This window comes from Rhizobium sp. P28RR-XV, from assembly GCF_012641385.1.
GTDB lineage: Bacteria > Pseudomonadota > Alphaproteobacteria > Rhizobiales > Rhizobiaceae > Rhizobium.
Window position 1 is genome coordinate 1 of sequence record NZ_JABAIG010000016.1, and the last position, 18,388, is coordinate 18,388.

Here is an 18,388-nt window from a genome sequence, read left to right on the forward strand (position 1 = left end):
ATCTCTACGCCCAGCGCCACCTGATCGAGTGCTGCTTCTCCAGACTCAAGCAGTTCCGCAGGGTCGCTACGCGCTTCGAAAAAACCGCCGAAAACTACCTCGCAGTCGTCACTATCGCAGCAATCGTCCTATGGATCAGATAACTGTCCACACTTCCTAGCCCAGGCCAACCCCAGCGCAGTTTCTTTCTGACCCGAATTTTGCAAAACGGGGGACCGATGCAGGGTGTTTTCAGCGAGGAAGAAGTAGCGATCGTGTCAAACTGGATTCAAGCAGGGGCTGGGTCTCCCGGTGAACGAGCGACTTTCCTAGCTTTTGACAATACACTTTTTGCGGCAAACACCCAGCTATCAGACAAGCAAGCGAGGCAAGAATTTGCAATGAAACGTCCTCTTATCGGAATGGGTTCAGTTCATTAGACGTAGCATCCCGCCGGCGACCCACTGTCTACGGTGTGGCGCGTCGCGGAATTGCTGGCGTTAGGAGGTGACAATGCCATCCACTCCCCTAGACTTAAACGGGCTCGATCACTACGCGATAAATATCGCTGATTTGCAGCGTTCAGCAGACTGGTATGAGGATGTGCTGGGGCTTCATATCCTACACAAATGGAATACTACCTGGATGGTAGGTCGTGGGAACTTAAAGGTCGGACTGTTTCTGCGACCTGAAGCCGACCCACAGCCTGACATCAACAATACCGTGCTGATTCAGCATGTAGCTTTTTCGGTCGATGGCGATAAATTTTCAGATATTCACCAATATCTTCTGCAGAAAGGCCTCGCCGTGACCGGTCCTGAGGATAGTGGGATCGCTTATTCGATATTCTTACAAGATCCCGACGGGCACAAGCTTGAGATAACCACCTATCACGCCTCCTAGTTTTGTCGGTAGGTCGGCTCGGGAACTTCCTCATTGCAAGTCAGATTCCGAACTCCGGCTTTTTGCTTGCGGCGAGATTCATCACTCCTGCCAGCGTGGATGTTGAACGCATTTTGGCCTATTACATTTCGGTCGTCGGCTATGACAACAAGATTTATACCGCAGAAACAATAACATAAGAGTTCTCAGTTTCATCCTCTCCGGCGCACCTCGCAATCCAAAACACCGCCCCAGTCGGTGCGAAGAGTAAACCTGTGACCCAAGGCGGAAACGAAGTCGTTCTTCATCAGCCATTCCGCCATCAGATGCGGCTGTGTGAGGGCTCGCCAAATCCGCTCAGGCGGGTGAGCGATTTCGCGCTCGACGACGACAGCGCGCAAGTCGGGCGACACTTCTTTCATTGGTCCATCCTGCCGAGCAAGTCTTCGAGATCGTCGAGCTTGCCCTCCCAAAAGCCAGCCATTTGGCCTGCCCAATCAACCAGCGGCTTAAGGGCGTCTCGCTGTACGCTGTAATGGGTCTGGCGTCCTTCGTGCCGGTCACACACCAGCCCTGCCTGTTTTAGAACGGCGAGATGCTTTGAAACACCTGGTTGAGACACGCCGGCATAAGCGGTAAGTGCGGCGACTGTCTGATCGCCATCGTGGCACAATCGCTCGAAGATCGCCCGCCGCGTCGGATCGGCGAGAGCCCTGAAAATTGGATCGTGAGCTTTTGCCATGGCAATCATAACTCTTTGGCTATTGATTTAATTGATAGCCAAAGAGTTATGAATAAGTCAAGTAGGCGCACAACCTTTGCGACGAGCTTCGATCGAGAAAGGTTAGCTCATTCAAGCCGACGGCCCGTCGTTCCGTCGAAAAGATGCAGCCTTCCAAGGTCGGGCATCAGCGAGAGACGCTCTCCAGCCCGCGCACTTACCCTCTCGCGCAACGCCATCACGAGATTGTCCTGCCCTATGCGGGAGACGATCAGCGTCTCTGCTCCGGTGGGCTCCACGACCACGACTTCAGCATCGATCCCGCCTTCACTGATCGAGATGTTCTCCGGCCGAATGCCATAGAAGACCTCGGCCCCTTGCGTGAGATCGAGCCCTTCCGGCAGCGGCAGGCGCCCGCCGCCATCGGCGACGAATTCCAGCGCGCCGGTACTGCAGATCTTGCCACGGATGAGATTCATCCCTGGAGAGCCGATGAAGCCGGCGACAAAAAGGTTCGCGGGCCGATCATAAAGCTCAAGAGGCGAGCCGATCTGCTCGACATAACCATCTCGCATGACCACGATCCGGTCCGCCATCGTCATGGCCTCGATCTGGTCGTGCGTGACGTAGATGGTCGTCGTGCGCAGGCGCTGGTGTAGCTGCTTGATTTCGGAGCGCATCTGGACGCGCAGCTTAGCATCCAGGTTCGATAGCGGTTCATCGAACAGAAACACTTGCGGCTGGCGCACGATCGCACGGCCCATGGCGACGCGCTGGCGCTGGCCGCCGGACAGGTTGCGCGGATAGCGGTCGAGGAGGTTCTCAAGCCCCAAAATCTGCGCAGCGCCGCGCACGCGCCGCTGGGTCTCCTCCTTCGGCGCCTTCGCCAGCCGGAGCGAAAAGCCCATGTTCGCCTCGACAGTCATATGCGGATAAAGGGCATAGGATTGAAACACCATGGCGATGTCGCGGCTCTTAGGCTCGACATCGTTGACCACCTTGCCGCCGATGGCGACATCGCCACCGCTGATCTCCTCAAGCCCGGCGATCATGCGAAGAAGGGTCGATTTTCCGCAGCCCGAAGGCCCGACGAGAATGACGAACTCACCGTCTTCGATATCGATATTCACCCCATGCAGAACTTCGAAATGACCGTAGCTCTTGCGGACGTTCGTCACGCTTACTGATGCCATAATGATCTCCAAATAGAAAAGCGTGTTGCTCGATCGGCCGCGACCTCGCAGGCCTTGCAGGCGCCAAGTCGGCCTATGCGGTGGTTGCGGCGCAATAGGGCGCCAGGGCTGCATCGATCGCAGCAATGCAGAGATCGCGCGCGCGAGGCGGAACCTTTTTGGCGACCACCGCCGGATAAACTCGGCCGAGATATTGGCTGATGAGCGTTTCGGGAATATCGGCATCGAAGCGCGCAAGCATTGTCTCGACAGCTGCTACGGCCCGTCTGTCCGGCCAGTAGTAGCGGATCCGGTCGCTATAGCTGAAATGCCGCTGCAAGCGTTGTTCCCCGGCCGATCCACCATAGTGGGAGTTCCAATGAGCCGGATTTTCAAGCATGACGGCTTCCATCGTCGCATAGAGCGCATCGGGTGGAACCCTTCCGGCGAGAACCGACGCAATGGTGTCGAGTCCATAGAGCGCTTCTCGCAAGGCGAAGGTCAGGCCCGGGCCGACCTTGAGGATTGCGAAACCACCCTTCACGAGGGCGGCAAGCGCCTCTCCAGGCTGGTAGTCGGTGGAATGCGCTTCGAAAAGCAGGCCGGGCATTTGGTCGAGAGCGGCAACCAAACCATGCACGCGATCCGGTCTGTAGAGGACGACATTGGCATTGCCGAACTCGACGCCGGGCTGGACGACGATAGCGATCACCCGCTCCAGAGCATCTTCGACGCCGGCCTTCGCAAAGGCGGCACGATGCACTGCCAGTGTGTTTATCGCAGCCTCTGGTCGCGTCACCTCGAGCTCGTCGAGGGCATGGGTAGCGCCGCCGGGCGGCGGGATCTCGGTTCCGATAATGTAGACGGGCGGGCGGCGACCAAAACGAAGAGCCGCCTGTTCCGCTATGCGGGCAAGCCGCGCAGCACGCTCCGCTGTCAGCTCGTCGGCCAAGGCCACGGGCTCGCCTGCGCAGCCCATCGATGTATCGAGATGGATCTTTTCGAAACCCGCTTCGACATAGGCCGCAATCATCGCCTCGGCCTTCACCATTGCTTGCTCTGCCGACAGCTTCTTCCACGGGTTCGGCCCGAGATGATCGCCTCCGATGATGAGGCGATCGATGGGAAAGCCGACTGCGGCGGCGATGTCCTCGACGAAGCGGCGGAAGTCGCGGGGCGTCATCCCGGTGTAACCGCCGTCCTGATTGACCTGATTGCAGGTCGCCTCGATCAGCGCGACCGTGTCGCCGCAGGCTGCACGCCTGAGCGCCGCCTCGATGACAAGCGGATGCGCCGAGCAGACGGACGTGAGTCCGCGCGGCAACGTCTTGACGCGATTACCGAGAAGCTTCTTCAGCGCAACGCTGCGATTGTGTTCGACGCAGGCGTTCATCCGAGCATCACGACCTTGGTCAGATGACGGGGCGATACCGTATCGACACCCTTCGACTGCGCTGCCCGTTCGCCAAGAACCTGCAGGGCCGGTAGCACACAGAGACCGGCAAGTGCCGGATCGCAATCGACGGCCAGTTCCAGGTCGCCGGGACCGCCGAAGCCGAGGACGGTTGCTCCCTTTTCCCGCAGTTCCTCGACCAGCAGCGCTTCAGCCGCCTTCTGATCGGCGCTGTAGAGCATGACGACTGTGGTGTTTTTATCGACGAGGCTGATCGGTCCATGGCGGTATTCCAGGGGATGGAAGCCCTGGGTGATGATCTGGCTCATTTCCATCAGCTTCAAGGCACCTTCCAGGGCAATGCCGTAGAGCGATCCGCTGCCAAGGAAAACGAAATGCGAGCGACCTTCGATGATCTTCGGAAGAGCAGCATCGAGCTGATCGGCCAGCCGGCGTGCAGACTGGACAATCGATGGCGGGACTTTTACGCCGACCATCTGCATGCCCAATAGCAGCATCAAGCTTGCCGAAACCGTCATGACGATCCCTTCGTCGTCATGGGTCTGAGCTTCGATCAGCCGATCGCAATTCCTGGCAAGCGAGCTTTCGGGCTCGACCGTAATGGCGGTGACGAACACACCGGCTTTGCGGCTTGCCCTGGCGGCGGCAACGGTTTCCGTTGTTTCACCGCTGCGGGAAAGGGCTACCAGATGGACCTTCTGCCAGCGCGGCCAGAGGACGGCCGGCCGGTTCAGCCATTCAGCGCCCGGCACCGCAATCGCAGGATAGCCGGCGCGATTGGCATGTGCCGCAAGCGACAGGGCAAGATTGTAGGATGTGCCGCAGCCGAGAAAAACCGTTAGTTCGGCATCATGCGGGGTGGAGACTGATCCGATCGCCTTCTCCCAATAGGAGAATTGCTCGAAAATCACCTTTTCCGTCGTATTCATGCTAGCTCCGATTCACTTGACCGATCCGGCCAGCAGACCGCTGACGAGGTATCGATTGAGAAAGATGACAACCAGGGCGGGAATGATGATGGCAATTGCTCCGCTTGCCGTGATCAGCCCATAGTCGATGAAGTTCTTGGTGACGAATTCGGGGATCAGCACCGTCAAAGGTTTCGTCGCCTGCGGCGAGAAGATGAGCGGGACGAGATACTGTCCCCATGCGCCAAGAAAGGTCAGGATTGCCGCCGCCGTCAGGCCGGGACCCGCAAGCGGCAAAACGATGTTGAAGAAGATGTAGAGCCTGCCGGCGCCGTCGAGCTGTGCCGCCTCTTCAAGCGCGATCGGCAGGGCCTCGAAGACGCTGCGCAGCAGCCATAGGGATAGCGGTAGGTAGGCCGACACGTAGATCAGTGCGACGCCGACATAGGTGTCGACCAGATGCAGGCTGATCATGATCCGGTAAAGCGGGATCAGTACCGCATAGCCCGGAATTGCAAGCGTAGCGACAACAGCCGCAAACAGAAAACCCCTGCCGGGAAACCGGATGCGCGTGAAGGCGTAGGCGCCCAGCGCGGAGATCGCGACGCAAAAAAGCGTTGCGGCAACCGAGGTCACGACGCTGTTGATCAGCGCGGCACGGAACTGCGACCAGACCTGCACCCCGCCGATTCTCGCGATATCAATGCCGAGCAGGCGCGAGAAATGATCCAGCGTGAAATGCTGTGGGAAAAAATGGATCGGTCTAACCGAGAAATCCTCGGTCGGGGTGATGGAGCTTGCGAGCGTCCAATAGATCGGTCCGAGCGACCAGATCAGCAGAAGCGCTACACCGGCCCAGATAAACAAACGATAGGAAAGGCTCTGTTTCATCAGTCAAACCGGGTGTTGCGATAGACGCGCAGGACATAGACGAGCGAAACCAGCAGCGAGACCAGCGTGATCACGAGCGATAGCGCCATGCCGTAGGAGAAACGCAGGTTCTGGAACGTCTCGAGATAGATCTGGACGAGAACGGGCCTCGTCTCGAGGCTGGAGCCGGCCAGGACCCAGGCCTCGTCGAAGAGGTTGAATGCGTTGACGGTCGCATTGGTCATGGCGACGGCAATCGCGCTGCGCACCAGCGGAAGCGTGACGAGGGTAAACATCTGCGTGCGCGTGGCGCCGTCGATGCGCGCTGCCTCATAGAGATGTGCCGGAACACTCTGCATGGCGGCCAGCACGATGACGACGGTCAGCGGCATCATGCGCCAGACGTGAACCACCGTGACGGCGATGATGGCGCTGGTGCGATCGTTGAACCAGACGTGGTTTTCAAAAGGCAGGCCCATAGCCGACAGAATGCCGTTCAGCAATCCGGCACCGGGCTGATAGATCCAGAGCCATATCACCGCATTGACGACCCCCGGCAGCGCCCAGGGCAGGACGACGGCCGCGAGCAGCCATTGCCGGCCGACCTTAACCTGATTGATGAGGGCGGCTGCAAGCACGCCGAAGACCGTTTCGGCCATAACTGCGAGCACAACGTAAAGAAGCGTATTGACCCAGGTCGTGCCCAACTGCGCGTCGGAGAACATGCGGTTGTAGTTCTCGAGGCCGACAAAGGGCGTGCCGGCCTGCATTGGATTAATCCTGTGCAGGCTGTCCCAGACGGTCCTTCCGATCGGGAAGAAGACCAGGGCTGCCATCGTGATCAGGATCGGTAAAACAAGCAGGATTCCGAGCGTGGTGTCGGCCTTGACGCCGGCACCACGCTTGCTCCTGCCACCGGCAGAGATTGCGATTGTCATTGCGCCGATGCCTGTTTTGCCGCTTCTGCAATGTTCTGCATGGCCTGATCGACGGTGACCTGGCCTTTCGCGGCGCTATTGATCGCCGTATTCACCGCGCTCGAAAATTCCGGATACCAGGGGGGTGTGCCCTGTTGGAATAGCGGCTCGACCGTCTTCGACTGGGCCACCAGCGCGTCGCCGCTCTGCAGTTCGCCGGCAGCATTGAGCTCGGCCAACGCCGAAGTGCGGGTCGGTAAGGCGCCATTGGCCGCGTTCTTCTTCTGGAACTCCTTGCTTGTAAACCATTTGACGAAGGCGATGGCGGCTTCCCTGTTCTGCGAAACGCGGGGAATGGCGAGCGCTTCTGGCAGGCCGAAACTGCGGGTTTCGCCGCTGGCGGTTGGCACCAGGATTGCCTCGATCTGGCCCGCCACTTTCGACTGCTTGGGATCGTTCATCTGACCGATCCTGCCGGGCTCGCCCGAAATCATGATACTGGTGACGCCCTGAGCGAACATGCTTTCATTGATCTGGCTGTCCTTGAGGCCGGTGGAGGCGGGATCGACCAGTCCTTCCTTCAGCAGCATTAGCTCAAAGGCGAGCGCCTTGTAGCCGGCGGAATCCTTTGAGACGAAGAGAGGCTTGAAATCCTGGTCGAACAGCTCGCCGCCGAAGGCTTTCGTTAGCAGATACCAGCTGGTCGACGCGCCTTCGGTCGCCGAAAGCGGCAGGCCGATCGGATAGGTCGCGACCTTCTTCTCCTTGATCTGCTTTGCTGCGGCAACCAGCTCATCGAGCGTCTTTGGCATCTTAGCAATGCCTGCATCCGCGAAGTGCTTCTTGTTGATCAGCATGACGCGGAAATCATTCGTATAGGGCACGCCGAGAAGATTGCCGTTGACCGTGAAGATCCTGGAAACGCCGATATCCTTGACGGAATCCGCATCGATGACGTCATTGAGCGGCAGATACCAGTCTGCAGCGCTGAACTGGCCGGTCCACGACCAGTCGAATTCGGTGACATCGGCAGGCGCGGCACCAGCAATCAGCGAGGTGACCAGCTTCGGGCGGATATCGTCCCATGACAGGGTCTGCATGTTGACGTGGATACCGGTTTCGGCCTCGAAATCGCCGGCGATATTCGCTGCCTGCGGCGAGGGCATCAGCACCGTGATCGATTGGCCGGCAAGCGGTTTCGCATTCTGAGCGAGAGCCGGAACGACGGCAATGAGTGCCGCCAAGGCGACGAATGGCAAAGTGATTTTACGCATGTTCCCTTCTTTCCTTGTTATTGAGGTCTGCTTCACTTGAATGCACCACTGCGGTCTTTGCCGTTGCGGCGATTTGCGTGATCCAGCCGTCATCCACCGGCCAGTCGAGAAGACGGGCGGCTGCCAGGAGGGCGCCGCCGATGGGAGGAAGCTTCGGTATTGCGGCGGCGCGGCCGATCCGCCGCTCGAGTGCGGCAAGCAAAGAGCGGCTTGCAAATGTTCCGCCCGCATAGGTCCAGTCTGTGGCTGGATTGCAATGCGGCGATATGGCTTCGACATGCTTTGCAAGCTCGGATGCGGCCTGTTCGATCAGCTGCTTTGCCGCGCCATCGCCGGCGCGCGCGACGCGATCGACGAGAACGGAAAGGGTGGCGATATTGGCACGAGGGTTTTCGAGTTCGCTCGCCCATCCGCCGAGTGCATTGACCGGGTCGACACTGTCGAGATTCAGGAATTCGAACATTGCCTTTGCCAGCGCGGTTGGGGCCGCGCGTCCGTCGAGGCTCTGGCTGACGAGGCTAAGCGCCGCCCGTCCGATCCAATAGCTGCTGCCCTCATCACCGATGACATCGCCCCAGCCGCCGACGCGCGCGGATACGCCGGCGCCATTACGCGCCCAGGCCATCGAACCGGTGCCGGACAGGATCAAAATGCCGGGCCGGCCGGCAAAGGCGCCGAGATGAGCTGCGTCGACATCGTTGAGAATATGCTGCCGTGTCTTGGGGAAACTCTTTTCGATCGCCTCGCGCTGCTGTTCCGACAGCCGGACCACCTCACCATAGGCGGGCAAGGCGGCGGCGACGGCGGCCAGTTGCTGTTCCTGCATGAAGGGACGTAAGGAGCGATCCAGTTCGCGCCGCCAGTTCGGATTGTCCATTGGATTGACGCCGCTGCCGCGCGACATCCGCAGCACGTTGCCGGCCCTGTCTGCAAGTGCGACCAGCACCTTGCTGCCGCCGCCGTCGATGCCGAGGATCAGGTCGTCGCTCATTCCGGCGCTCCCAGCTCCGCAATCGTCATCTCGACGCCGAGATTGGCGAGTTCACCGCGCCAATGCGTGGAAAGTCCCGCATCGGTAATCACCTTCACCGCGCTCAATGGGGCGACCTTATAGGTTGTCATCGTGCCGAATTTCGAGGAGTCGGCGAGCACAAAGCGATGGGCAGAGCGGGCAAGCATGCATTTGTTGAGGCTCGCCTCCGCGCTGTCGACGCTGTAGATCGCGCCGTCGGGGCTGATGGCACTTGCGCCGAGAAAGAGCTGGTCGAACCAGATGGATTCCAGCATCTCTTCGGCCTGCGGGCCGACCAGCGAGGCATTCTCGCTGCGCAGATGCCCGCCAAGCAAGACGACGTCCAAATTGGGGATGTTGAGAAACTCCTGCGCGACGGTCAGGCCGTTGGTGAAGATGCGAAGCGGCATTGGGTTGAGACGGATAAGGCGCGCAAGCTGGAGAACGGTGGTGCCTGCATCGAGAAAGATCGCCGCGCGCGGCGTCAGCAGATTATAGGCGGCAGTCGCTATCGCACGCTTGGCGGACAAGTGCCGTTTGGCTCGCTCCTGAAAGGCAAGTTCCACCGATGATCCCTCGGCGATGCGAGCGCCGCCATGTACGCGGTCGATGGCGCCTTCTCTTTCAAGAACTTGCAGGTCTCTGCGCACCGTTGCCAGCGAAGCGCCGATGGCATCGGCGAGCGCCTGAATCGTCGAAAATCCGTTCGCATACAAATGACTGCGAATGGCGTCCAGCCGATCGACTTTCATTGCTCCCGCTTGGCTCAACGACTGCTCCCTTTCATAGGAAATTCTATTTCGCTCAGATTTCCATCCAATACGATCAATGTCAATCATGTTTTTGACGTTTTGTGATCTACTTTAATTTGGACGGGTAGGAGGCTTCCTCTCGCAGAAGGCCGCGCTCTGGGGAGTGCTCGGCGAAATATTAGAGACTAGTGATAGGCGGGCAAAAGATTGCCATGCTGCTCGATCATGTCATCCACGAGCTTCCAAATCTGGTCCGGTGACAGCTCCGCCGACGTGTGCGGATCGAGCAGAGCTGCCTGGTAGATGCGATCCCGTTTCTTCGTCAGCGCCGCCTCGACTGTCAGTCCCTGCACGGAAACGCTCAAGTTCATCACGGCTGCGAGCTGGGAGGGTATGCGTCCGATGCGGATCGGTTGAAAGCCATTGTGATCGACATGGCACGGCACTTCCACGATGCACTCATCCGGCAGATTCTGGATCAAACCATCGTTCGGGACATTTCCGTAGATCAGCGCGGGTTGGCCCGTTACCGCGGCATGAATGATGCCAGCCGCATATTCATTGCTACGGCAGATGTCGATCGGCTTTTCGCCTTCGAGATCGCGTCGCAATTCGTGCCACTCGGCAATCTGGGCCTCGCACCGGCGGATATATTCATCGAGCGGAATGTTGAGCCGCTCGATCAAATCGTTGCGACCTTCCTTGATGTACCAGGATGTATATTCCGAAAAATGCTCGCTCGATTCGGTCACGAAGTGGCCGAGCCGCTTGAGAACATCGAAACGGACCCGATCGTCGGCCGGGATGTGCCCTTCCTCCGCGAGGGCGTGCAGGCGCGGATAGAGATCCTCACGGCTACCATCGGCATGCAGCTTTTCATATTTGAGAAAAAAGGCGACATGGTTGATGCCGGCCGAGAGATAATTGACGTTTGCGACATCCTCGCCAAGACAATGGGCAAGATGGGCGGCTGTATGCTGCACGCTATGGCACAGCCCCACGGTCCGAATGCTTGGGGCGATCTTCTTGATCGCCCAGCAATTGATCGCCATCGGGTTGACGTATTGCATCAGCATGGCGTTGGGGCACACTTCTTCCATGTCGCGGCAAATCGCTTGTAGGACGGGGATGGTACGAAGCCCGCGGAAGATGCCGCCAATTCCGAGTGTATCGGCAATGGTCTGCCGCAGTCCGTGTCGTTTCGGGATTTCGAAATCGGTCACGGTCGCCGGCTTGTAACCGCCGACCTGCATCATCAGGATGACGAAATCCGAGCCCTGCAATGCCTGCCGGCGATTGAGCGTGGCCTCGACGCGCACCTTGTCGAGCCGGAGCGCCTCACAGATGCGCCGCGCTACGATTTCGGATGTTTTCAGACGCTGGGGATCGATGTCGAAGAGACTGATGGCATAGTCGCCACCGCTTTGGCTGGAAAGGACGTCGCCCAGGATGTTCTGGGCAAAGACGGTGCTACCGGCACCGATCAGGCAGATCTTTGGCATGGGAAAGCCTCCACAAAAGATGTTTGTCGAGCCAAGTGCGCCTTTCAAATCGGGATTTCCTCCTGCTAATGAAGAGATTATTCCCAGATTCGCGCGTAAGAGCGAGCGACCATGCCAAAACTTCGCATATCCGCCGCGCGGGGCGCTCTTGTCATATCCCAGGGCGACTTTATGATCGAGCGCCATATTGCTGACGCTATGAACGCGGCGCATTGGCACGATCATATCGAGCTGAACTATCTGCTCGAGGGCCAGATGACCTACCTCTTCAATGGAAGGCAGGAACAAGTCGAGGCGGGGCGGCTGGTGCTCTTCTGGGCAGCCATTCCCCATAGAACGATCGCAGTTGCGCCGAATGCGCCGCTCGTCTGCCTCTATCTTCCGCTCGTCGATTTCCTCGGTTTGCCGATCGATCGCGGCGTCCGCCAGGCGATCATGCAAGGACGGTTTTTCGCGGATGCGCGCGCCTATGCCGCCGATGCAATTCTTTTGCCTCAGTGGGCGGAGGACTGGCAATTCGGCGATGCGGCCAAGCGACAGCTAATCGTGGATGAGGTCAAGCTCAGGATACGGCGCTTCGTCCTCGATGCTCCCATCGGCGATCATTCTGCCACCCGCCAATCCTCGGCATTAGGCGCCAGTGCCGCCATACGTCGGGCCGAAACGTTGACCGATCTTATTCACGCTCGATATTCCGAGCCGGTCAGCCTGCCGATGCTGGCGAGGCTTGCCGGTATGCATCCGGCCACGGCCAACACGATCTTCCGCAACGTCCTTGGCATTTCCGTCAACGAATATCTCACACGCTATCGTCTGGCGCGGGCGATGCAGCAGCTTGCTGAGACGGAGACATCGATCCTCCAGATTGCCTATGACTGCGGTTTCGGTTCCAGCAGCCGGTTTTACGACATCTTCAAGCGACGAACGGGAACGACGCCAAGGGTGTTCCGTTCGTCTCTCGGGCGCGATGGGAAAACGGACTGATGTTCGGTTCGCCAGCCGGGGAACGGCTTGCCGCCAGTTATTGAAACTACAGTTCGATACAATCGGGCCGCCAACTGAAATCTGGCAGATACAATTCTGCGCGATCTTCCTATCAGATCATCGGTCGGGCAGGAGTCCAAAATGAAACTCGAATTCCTTGGCGCATTTCTTGTCTCAAGCCTCGCTGTCGGCGTTGCCGCTTCGCAGTCGGCAGGTCCCGCAACGCCGTCCGAAAACGCCTCGCCGATCTATGGCGTAACCATCCCGGAAGGTTATAGAGACTGGAAATTCATTGCGCCGGCGCAGGAAGCCCCGCCGCTCGACGAGCTTCGCGCGGTGCTCGGCAACGATATCGCCGTCGACGCCTACAAGAAGGGTACCCTGCCTTTTCCCGATGGTTCGATCCTTGTCAAGCTGGCCTACAAGCGCAAGCAATCGACGGAGTTTGCGCCGGCAACGGTGCCGGGAGCGCCGACGACCGTGCAGGTCATGGTGAAGGATTCGAAGAAATATCCCGATAGCCACGGCTGGGGCTTCGGACGCTTCATCGATGGCAAGCCGGTCGATATCGCACAGCATGAGACCTGTCTCAGCTGCCATGTCGGCAACGTGAAGGACCATGACTACGTCTTCACGCGCTATGCACCATAAGGTGCTGCAACGTTGCGCAGTTGGAAATTGCCGGCCCGATCTCTTTACATCAGGCTGGCCGGCTATCCACGGTCTCCTCCTCCCGCCGGGATAGCGGCCCCTATCTTTCAGGACCGGGCAGCTCATTGGTATCGACCCGTTGCTCATAGCGCGCAGCTATCGAGCCATGTACAGCGCAGCGCGCTTTTCCAGGCTGCGGTTTTCCAGCGTACCGCCTCGCGCCGACCTATCTGGCTGGAGGTGCGTTGTGTGTATTTCATCTTTGCCGATGGAACCTGAAAGGCGGCTTCTGTAATCCATTGTAGCCTTCCTCGGTCTTGACACGGAGGGATACAATTCGATGCGGTTGAAGACACAACGGAGATACACGTGGAAGGCAGAACGTCGCGGCATTCGACAAACTTCCCAAATATATGGAGCTCCTGATGTCGCCTTCATCCTTCTCATTGAATCGACGCGCCTTCGTCACGGCGGCTGCTGTCGCCGGCGCAGCGGCGCTGCTCAAGCCTGCGATGTCCTTTGCCGGCTCGCAAGCCTTGCCCGACGGCGTCAAGCCGTTCAAGATTCATATCCCCGACAGTGCGATCAGCGATTTGAAGCAGAGGCTTGCGACGGCACGCTGGCCGCTCAAGGAAAATGTCGCCGATGATTCCCAGGGTGTGCAGCTCGAGCGTCTGCGCGATCTCGTTGGATATTGGGCCGACGGCTATGATTGGCGAAAGGTGGAGCAGAAGCTTAATTCCCTTCCAATGTTCATCACCGAAATCGACGGGCTGGATATTCACTTCATTCACGTGCGCTCCCCGCACGAAAACGCAATGCCGCTGATCATGACCCATGGCTGGCCGGGCTCGATCCTGGAAATGCTCAAGGTGATCGATCCTTTGACAAACCCGACGGCCCACGGCGGCAAGGCCGAAGACGCGTTTCATCTGGTCGTGCCGTCAATCCCAGGCTTTGGCTTCTCGGGCAAGCCGACGACAACGGGCTGGGGTTCGGACCATATCGGCCGGGCATGGGGCACGCTGATGCATCGCCTTGGCTATGAGCGCTTCGTCTCGCAAGGCGGTGATTGCGGCTCGGTCATCTCGCAGCGCATGGCGCTCCAGAATGTGCCGGGATTGCTCGGCATCCATCTCAACATGCCCGGCATCGTCCCCAAGGAGATTGCCCACATCCTTGCAGCCGGCGATCCCGCACCGGCTGATCTGACGGACACGGAGCGCGCCTGTTTCGACAAGCTGGCGGAATTCTATCGCGACAGCTCTGGCTACGCCAATATGATGGTCACCCGCCCGCAGACCATCGGCTATTCGCTCGTCGACTCGCCGGTCGGTCTGGCCGCTTGGATCTACGACAAGTTTGTCACTTGGACTTACAGTAACAAGCAGCCGGAAAAAGTGTTGAGCCGCGGCGAGATGCTGGATGACATTTCTCTCTACTGGTTCACGGAAACCGGAACGTCCGCGGCCCAGATCTATTGGGAAGATCACACCAATAACTTTAACGCCATTCACATTCCAAAGCTGCCGGTTGCCGTGAGTGTCTTTCCCGGCGAAATCTACCAAGCTCCGAAGACCTGGACCGAGCGGTGCTACGGCAACCTGATCTATTTCAACGAGGCCGACAACGGCGGGCATTTTGCCGCCTGGGAGCAGCCGGCGATTTTCACCAACGAAGTCAGGGCGGCATTCCGCTCGCTGCGTTAAGCGAGTCCCGGCCTATTGGCTGGCGAAAGCCTCGCAGGTGAGCGATACTCCAAGCTCGCCTGCGGGCGCGGGGAAACTGTATGGCGTATCCCCTCGACGGACAGCCGGCTTTGCAGGTCGAACTTGTGAAGTCGATGCCTGTCTTGATCTGCCAGTTTTAAGAGGTCGCGAAGGCGCTGCGGCGGGACGAGAGCGACCCGATGCCCATCAAGGCCGCAAGGATGACGGGGATGCACACGAGATAGGCCGTGCGAATGCCGGCATGTTCGGCCACGAATCCAAGCAGCGGCGGAGCCAGGAAGAAGACGACGAAAGACATTTGCCCGAGAGCGGCAACATTGACATGCGCTGGACGATCGGTGCGCTGCGCGGCGGCTGAAACCGCCAGGGGATAGACCGCGCTGCAGCCGGCGCCCATGAAGGCAAATCCGACGAGAGCCACATTGGGATACGGTGCGAGCCAGACGGCGCAAAGCCCGGCGGTCGACAAAACCAGCAGGAAGAGCGCAACTGCCCTGGAGCCGTAGCGATCGACAAACGGGTCCGCGTACAATCTCGCCAGTGCCATGAAGAAGGTGAACAACGTCAGGCCGAGACCTCCGATGAATGGCTCGGCATGAAAGACGTCGCGCATGTAGATTGCCGACCAGTCGATGCCGGCGCCTTCGACGAGGAATGCCGCGATCCCGATGACGCACAGAGGCAGCAGGCCAAGCGTCGGCAGCGCTATATGGCTTGCATCCGTATGGTCATGCGTCGCGCGCGCCGGGGCGTTTCGCATGCCGGCGATCGTGATGGTACCGACGACAAGGACAACGGCGAATGTCAGGGCGAGATGCAGCTGCATCGAAAGACCTGCCTGCCGGACCGCCGAGGATACGAGAGCGGTGACGAAGAAGCCGAGGCTCCAGAAGCCATGCGCCCGGTTCATCACACCCCGGCCGAGCTGTGCCTCGATGCGATCGATTTCGACGTTGAGATTGATTTCGAGAGCGCCCGCCAGCAGGCCTTCGCAAAACAGCACGGCAAAGACCAGGGGCGCGGCACCCATCCACGGCACGAGCGCTAGCAGCGCCGATGTTCCGAGCACGGTAACGAACGCGGTTTTGCGCGCGCCAAGGCGCGCAACGATCGGTGATGCAAACGTCAGCGATATCAATGCGCCGATGGCCGCGCCGATCAGCGTCAAGCCGAGCTCGGATTTGTTGATCTGCAATGCGTCCTGAAGGTCGGGAAGGCGCGACAGCAACGCGCCTATCGATACCGCAAAGAGGAAAAAGCAGACATAAATTCGCTGCTGCGGTTCAAGACGCATTTTAATGCTCCGGAGAATCTGAACACAGGTGAGATAGAACGGGTCTATCGCAAAGCAACCACTGCTGGCAATACAAGCGCGCTGAAATGAATCGGCGAGCTGCCGGCTTTTCGCGGGCCGCTTCCACTGATGGCGGCGACGCATGCATCTGGTCAGTGGGGGTGTGCTGCCAGAAGCGCTGGAGCGGCGATGAAACCGCCCACGCGATTTCATTCGCTGCTCCCATAACCGGTCAGACTAGCTTGTCCTCCTCGCCGGCATGTCGGAAAGGTCGATCCCGTGCGTGTCGAACCACCATTCCAGATTCATCTCGCCATATTTGTCGCGAAGACGCAGATATTTGGAGTGTAATCGCTCCTGACGCTCGACTTCCTGCTCGAAATAAGGATGGTCCAGCGTTCCGCCGAGCACATGGATACGGCGAAGAAGTTTTCGCAATACATATCCTTGCTCCTTGTTTCCCGGCCGGTAGCCGCTCTCGACGATCTTCATGACAGTGTCGCTTAGCGTGCCAAGAGCGTCGGCTGGCGGTGTGCCATTCAAGATCATGTCGAGACGTTCGGCACCGAAACCGACGTCGATGCAGGTCCCGAGCGGATTGACGATATTCCCGATCTCAATGCCATCCTTGTAGAATTCGGTGCAGTAGCCGCTGATGCTGCCGTCGCTCCAGATGCACTCGGCATCCGGTACGATAGAGACGCTGTGTCGATAAAGCGGTGACCATTCCTCCAAGCGATCTGGATGGATCGTGACATGGTCCGGCACCAGACCGAGTGTCCCGAGAAACTCGATCCAGAAATCGATGGCGTCGCCGATCGTCAATTCCCGAAACGAGAAAAGACCGAGCATCGTGAAGTGAAGGAAATGCGTTCCGTCTCCAATCTCGTCGAGATCGCCCATTCGCAGGCAGGCCTGGACGTTGGCAACGGTTCCAATGTGGGATGGATCGGAGAAGAGTTGTTTGTACTGCTGCATCCCGGCGCTGCAGAAGAGCGTGGTATTATCGTGCGGCCGTACGGATTCTATGCGTGTGAAGTCGATGCCTTTGGAAAGGCAGAAGTTTTGGTATTGCTGGATCAGGCGTCCCGCGATGACATAGGCAACCTCCTTTGTAGTAAATGTGCCTGGCTGCAAGATAGTGTCATATGACGTTGACGGCAATCCATATATGCCGGGTCCTGTCCGAGTCGAGCTTGAAATCGTGATCTTTGGCCGTCGCGCCAATGCTGATCGGACAGGAAAACCCGGGAGAATGGCTGGCGCGTGGTACGCGGGGTGTACAGTCGAAGCTTGCAGCGGGGTCGCTACGGTACAACTGAACAAACGGTAGTTCACCGCAGGTGAGACCGCGCAAGCATTGTAGACTTGCTGCCGCAAATGCGGTCTCTCACCTGCGCTTTCCAGCTGCATTGTGTCTTGCCTTGTAATACGACCGCTTGCTTCCTACCTTTTGGCCATCACCCAAATTTCACACGCGGCTGCGGCAGACGTTTCAAAGCGTCGATCATTTTGCGCGCAAGCGCTGCCGAGCCATTCCGCCGCCTCGGGCGGCCAAGGATTTCGATTGAACAAGCAGAACACTGCCGCCGCGTTGGCGGCGGTAAAGCCGTGCGAGCGCGGCGAAGCCGTCAACCGGCCGGTTAAAAACTGGAAGCCATATCCCTGCCTTCTCACGCGGCAGGAGCTTCAGGCCCTCATTGCCGATCAACTCGGCTGAATTCAACAACGACAACAAGGAGAAGAAGATGCAGGTCATCGTCAGAGACAACAATGTCGAACAGGCAATGCGCGCCTTGAAGAGGAAGATGCAGCGGGAAGGGCTCTTCCGGGAGCTGAGGGAGCGTCGTGCCTACGAAAAGCCTTCCGAGCGCCGGGTTCGCGAGAAAGCGCAGGCGGTCGCCCGACAACGCAAGGCAGCGCGTAAGAAGCTGCAACGCGAGGGGCTTTTGCCGGCTGCAAAGCGACGGGCTTCGGCTCGATAGTCACTGACTGGCGGCCGGTATATTGAGCCGGCCACCGAACACCTTTTGAAAAGGGCGGTAGATGGAAGAATTGAACAATATCACGGTCTCTGAGGAGCGGCTCGAAGATTGCCGTGACGTCATCGAGCCGGATCTGCAGGATTTAATTCGCGACACGATCGCGGCCGGTTTTACGGCCGAGGAGGTTTTGATCGCGATCAGCGAACTGGTGGCGGAAGATTTCGCCGCAGTCGTGAAGATGCCTAGCGTTCACTGAAGTCATTCCGAAAAAAGGGGCGCGGCGGCTTTCCGTTCGAGAGCGGCAGACGCTTCGCTTTCGAAAACATGTAAATCGATTTGCA

At 58.7% G+C, this 18,388-nt stretch carries 19 protein-coding genes and 2 pseudogenes; 8 read left to right on the forward strand and 13 right to left on the reverse strand.

Annotation, left to right across the window (positions count from 1 at the left end; all coding sequences use genetic code 11):
- Together HGP12_RS27825 and HGP12_RS27830 are read left to right on the forward strand one after the other, a co-directional pair.
- Positions 1–143: pseudogene (locus tag HGP12_RS27825) on the forward strand (IS5/IS1182 family transposase); the annotation flags it as partial.
- Between the two features lie 349 nt (positions 144–492).
- Complete coding sequence (locus HGP12_RS27830; protein WP_168879888.1) at positions 493–882, forward strand: VOC family protein; 390 nt, start codon at positions 493–495, stop codon at positions 880–882.
- 206 nt (positions 883–1,088) lie between these two features.
- On the opposite strand, the pseudogene HGP12_RS27835 reads toward HGP12_RS27830, so the two are convergent.
- The 11 genes and pseudogenes from HGP12_RS27835 to HGP12_RS27885 form a co-directional block, all read right to left on the reverse strand.
- Positions 1,089–1,283 (reverse strand): annotated as a pseudogene (locus HGP12_RS27835) (SRPBCC domain-containing protein); the annotation flags it as partial.
- The gene (locus HGP12_RS27840) at positions 1,280–1,603 is read right to left on the reverse strand and encodes an ArsR/SmtB family transcription factor (protein ID WP_168840509.1); all 324 of its coding nucleotides are present in this window, start codon (positions 1,601–1,603) and stop codon (positions 1,280–1,282) included. The pseudogene HGP12_RS27835 and the gene HGP12_RS27840, both read right to left, overlap by 4 nt.
- A 107-nt stretch (positions 1,604–1,710) precedes the next feature.
- Complete coding sequence (locus tag HGP12_RS27845; protein ID WP_168879890.1) at positions 1,711–2,775, reverse strand: ABC transporter ATP-binding protein; 1,065 nt, start codon at positions 2,773–2,775, stop codon at positions 1,711–1,713.
- A gap of 73 nt (positions 2,776–2,848) precedes the next feature.
- On the reverse strand, positions 2,849–4,147 hold the full coding sequence (locus HGP12_RS27850; RefSeq protein WP_168879891.1) for a D-tagatose-bisphosphate aldolase, class II, non-catalytic subunit: 1,299 nt from the start codon (positions 4,145–4,147) through the stop codon (positions 2,849–2,851).
- Positions 4,144–5,097: an SIS domain-containing protein gene (locus HGP12_RS27855; protein WP_168879892.1), complete on the reverse strand. Its 954-nt coding sequence runs from the start codon at positions 5,095–5,097 to the stop codon at positions 4,144–4,146. The genes HGP12_RS27850 and HGP12_RS27855 overlap by 4 nt, the downstream gene beginning before the upstream one ends.
- A gap of 12 nt (positions 5,098–5,109) precedes the next feature.
- Positions 5,110–5,967, reverse strand: coding sequence for a carbohydrate ABC transporter permease (locus HGP12_RS27860; RefSeq protein ID WP_168879893.1), 858 nt, complete (start codon positions 5,965–5,967; stop codon positions 5,110–5,112).
- Complete coding sequence (locus HGP12_RS27865; RefSeq protein WP_168879894.1) at positions 5,967–6,884, reverse strand: carbohydrate ABC transporter permease; 918 nt, start codon at positions 6,882–6,884, stop codon at positions 5,967–5,969. The genes HGP12_RS27860 and HGP12_RS27865 overlap by 1 nt, the downstream gene beginning before the upstream one ends.
- Entirely contained in the window at positions 6,881–8,137 is a 1,257-nt protein-coding gene (locus HGP12_RS27870; protein ID WP_168879895.1) for an ABC transporter substrate-binding protein, read from the reverse strand. Before HGP12_RS27870 ends, HGP12_RS27865 begins: the two co-directional genes overlap by 4 nt.
- Complete coding sequence (locus tag HGP12_RS27875) at positions 8,130–9,128, reverse strand: N-acetylglucosamine kinase (protein ID WP_168879896.1); 999 nt, start codon at positions 9,126–9,128, stop codon at positions 8,130–8,132. The genes HGP12_RS27870 and HGP12_RS27875 overlap by 8 nt, the downstream gene beginning before the upstream one ends.
- Complete coding sequence (locus HGP12_RS27880; RefSeq protein WP_168840501.1) at positions 9,125–9,919, reverse strand: DeoR/GlpR family DNA-binding transcription regulator; 795 nt, start codon at positions 9,917–9,919, stop codon at positions 9,125–9,127. The genes HGP12_RS27875 and HGP12_RS27880 overlap by 4 nt, the downstream gene beginning before the upstream one ends.
- Before the next feature lie 167 nt (positions 9,920–10,086).
- Entirely contained in the window at positions 10,087–11,403 is a 1,317-nt protein-coding gene (locus tag HGP12_RS27885) for an alpha-glucosidase/alpha-galactosidase (protein ID WP_168840500.1), read from the reverse strand.
- 111 nt (positions 11,404–11,514) lie between these two features.
- On the opposite strand from HGP12_RS27885, the gene HGP12_RS27890 reads away from it, so the two are divergent.
- The 3 genes from HGP12_RS27890 to HGP12_RS27900 all read left to right on the forward strand — a co-directional run bounded on the left by HGP12_RS27890 (position 11,515) and on the right by HGP12_RS27900 (position 14,747).
- Positions 11,515–12,387: a helix-turn-helix domain-containing protein gene (locus HGP12_RS27890; protein ID WP_168879897.1), complete on the forward strand. Its 873-nt coding sequence runs from the start codon at positions 11,515–11,517 to the stop codon at positions 12,385–12,387.
- A gap of 141 nt (positions 12,388–12,528) precedes the next feature.
- Positions 12,529–13,038 carry a cytochrome P460 family protein gene (locus HGP12_RS27895; RefSeq protein ID WP_168840498.1) on the forward strand — a complete coding sequence of 170 codons (510 nt, stop codon included), beginning with the start codon at positions 12,529–12,531 and terminating at the stop codon, positions 13,036–13,038.
- A gap of 425 nt (positions 13,039–13,463) precedes the next feature.
- Positions 13,464–14,747 (forward strand): epoxide hydrolase family protein, encoded by a 1,284-nt coding sequence (locus HGP12_RS27900; RefSeq protein ID WP_168879898.1) that lies wholly within the window; start codon positions 13,464–13,466, stop codon positions 14,745–14,747.
- Between the two features lie 157 nt (positions 14,748–14,904).
- On the opposite strand, the gene HGP12_RS27905 is transcribed toward HGP12_RS27900, so the two are convergent.
- Both HGP12_RS27905 and HGP12_RS27910 read right to left on the reverse strand, forming a co-directional pair.
- Entirely contained in the window at positions 14,905–16,062 is a 1,158-nt protein-coding gene (locus HGP12_RS27905; protein ID WP_168879899.1) for an MFS transporter, read from the reverse strand.
- Positions 16,063–16,299: 237 nt separating this feature from the next.
- Positions 16,300–17,202, reverse strand: coding sequence for an alanine--tRNA ligase-related protein (locus HGP12_RS27910; RefSeq protein WP_168879976.1), 903 nt, complete (start codon positions 17,200–17,202; stop codon positions 16,300–16,302).
- 427 nt (positions 17,203–17,629) lie between these two features.
- Here HGP12_RS27910 and HGP12_RS27915 point away from each other — a divergent pair, with 427 nt between their 5' ends.
- The 3 genes from HGP12_RS27915 to HGP12_RS27925 all read left to right on the forward strand — a co-directional run bounded on the left by HGP12_RS27915 (position 17,630) and on the right by HGP12_RS27925 (position 18,303).
- Complete coding sequence (locus tag HGP12_RS27915) at positions 17,630–17,782, forward strand: hypothetical protein (protein ID WP_168879900.1); 153 nt, start codon at positions 17,630–17,632, stop codon at positions 17,780–17,782.
- Between the two features lie 28 nt (positions 17,783–17,810).
- On the forward strand, positions 17,811–18,047 hold the full coding sequence (gene rpsU / locus HGP12_RS27920; protein WP_168879977.1) for a 30S ribosomal protein S21: 237 nt from the start codon (positions 17,811–17,813) through the stop codon (positions 18,045–18,047).
- 61 nt (positions 18,048–18,108) lie between these two features.
- Complete coding sequence (locus HGP12_RS27925; protein WP_168879901.1) at positions 18,109–18,303, forward strand: hypothetical protein; 195 nt, start codon at positions 18,109–18,111, stop codon at positions 18,301–18,303.
- Positions 18,304–18,388 lie beyond the last annotated feature (85 nt).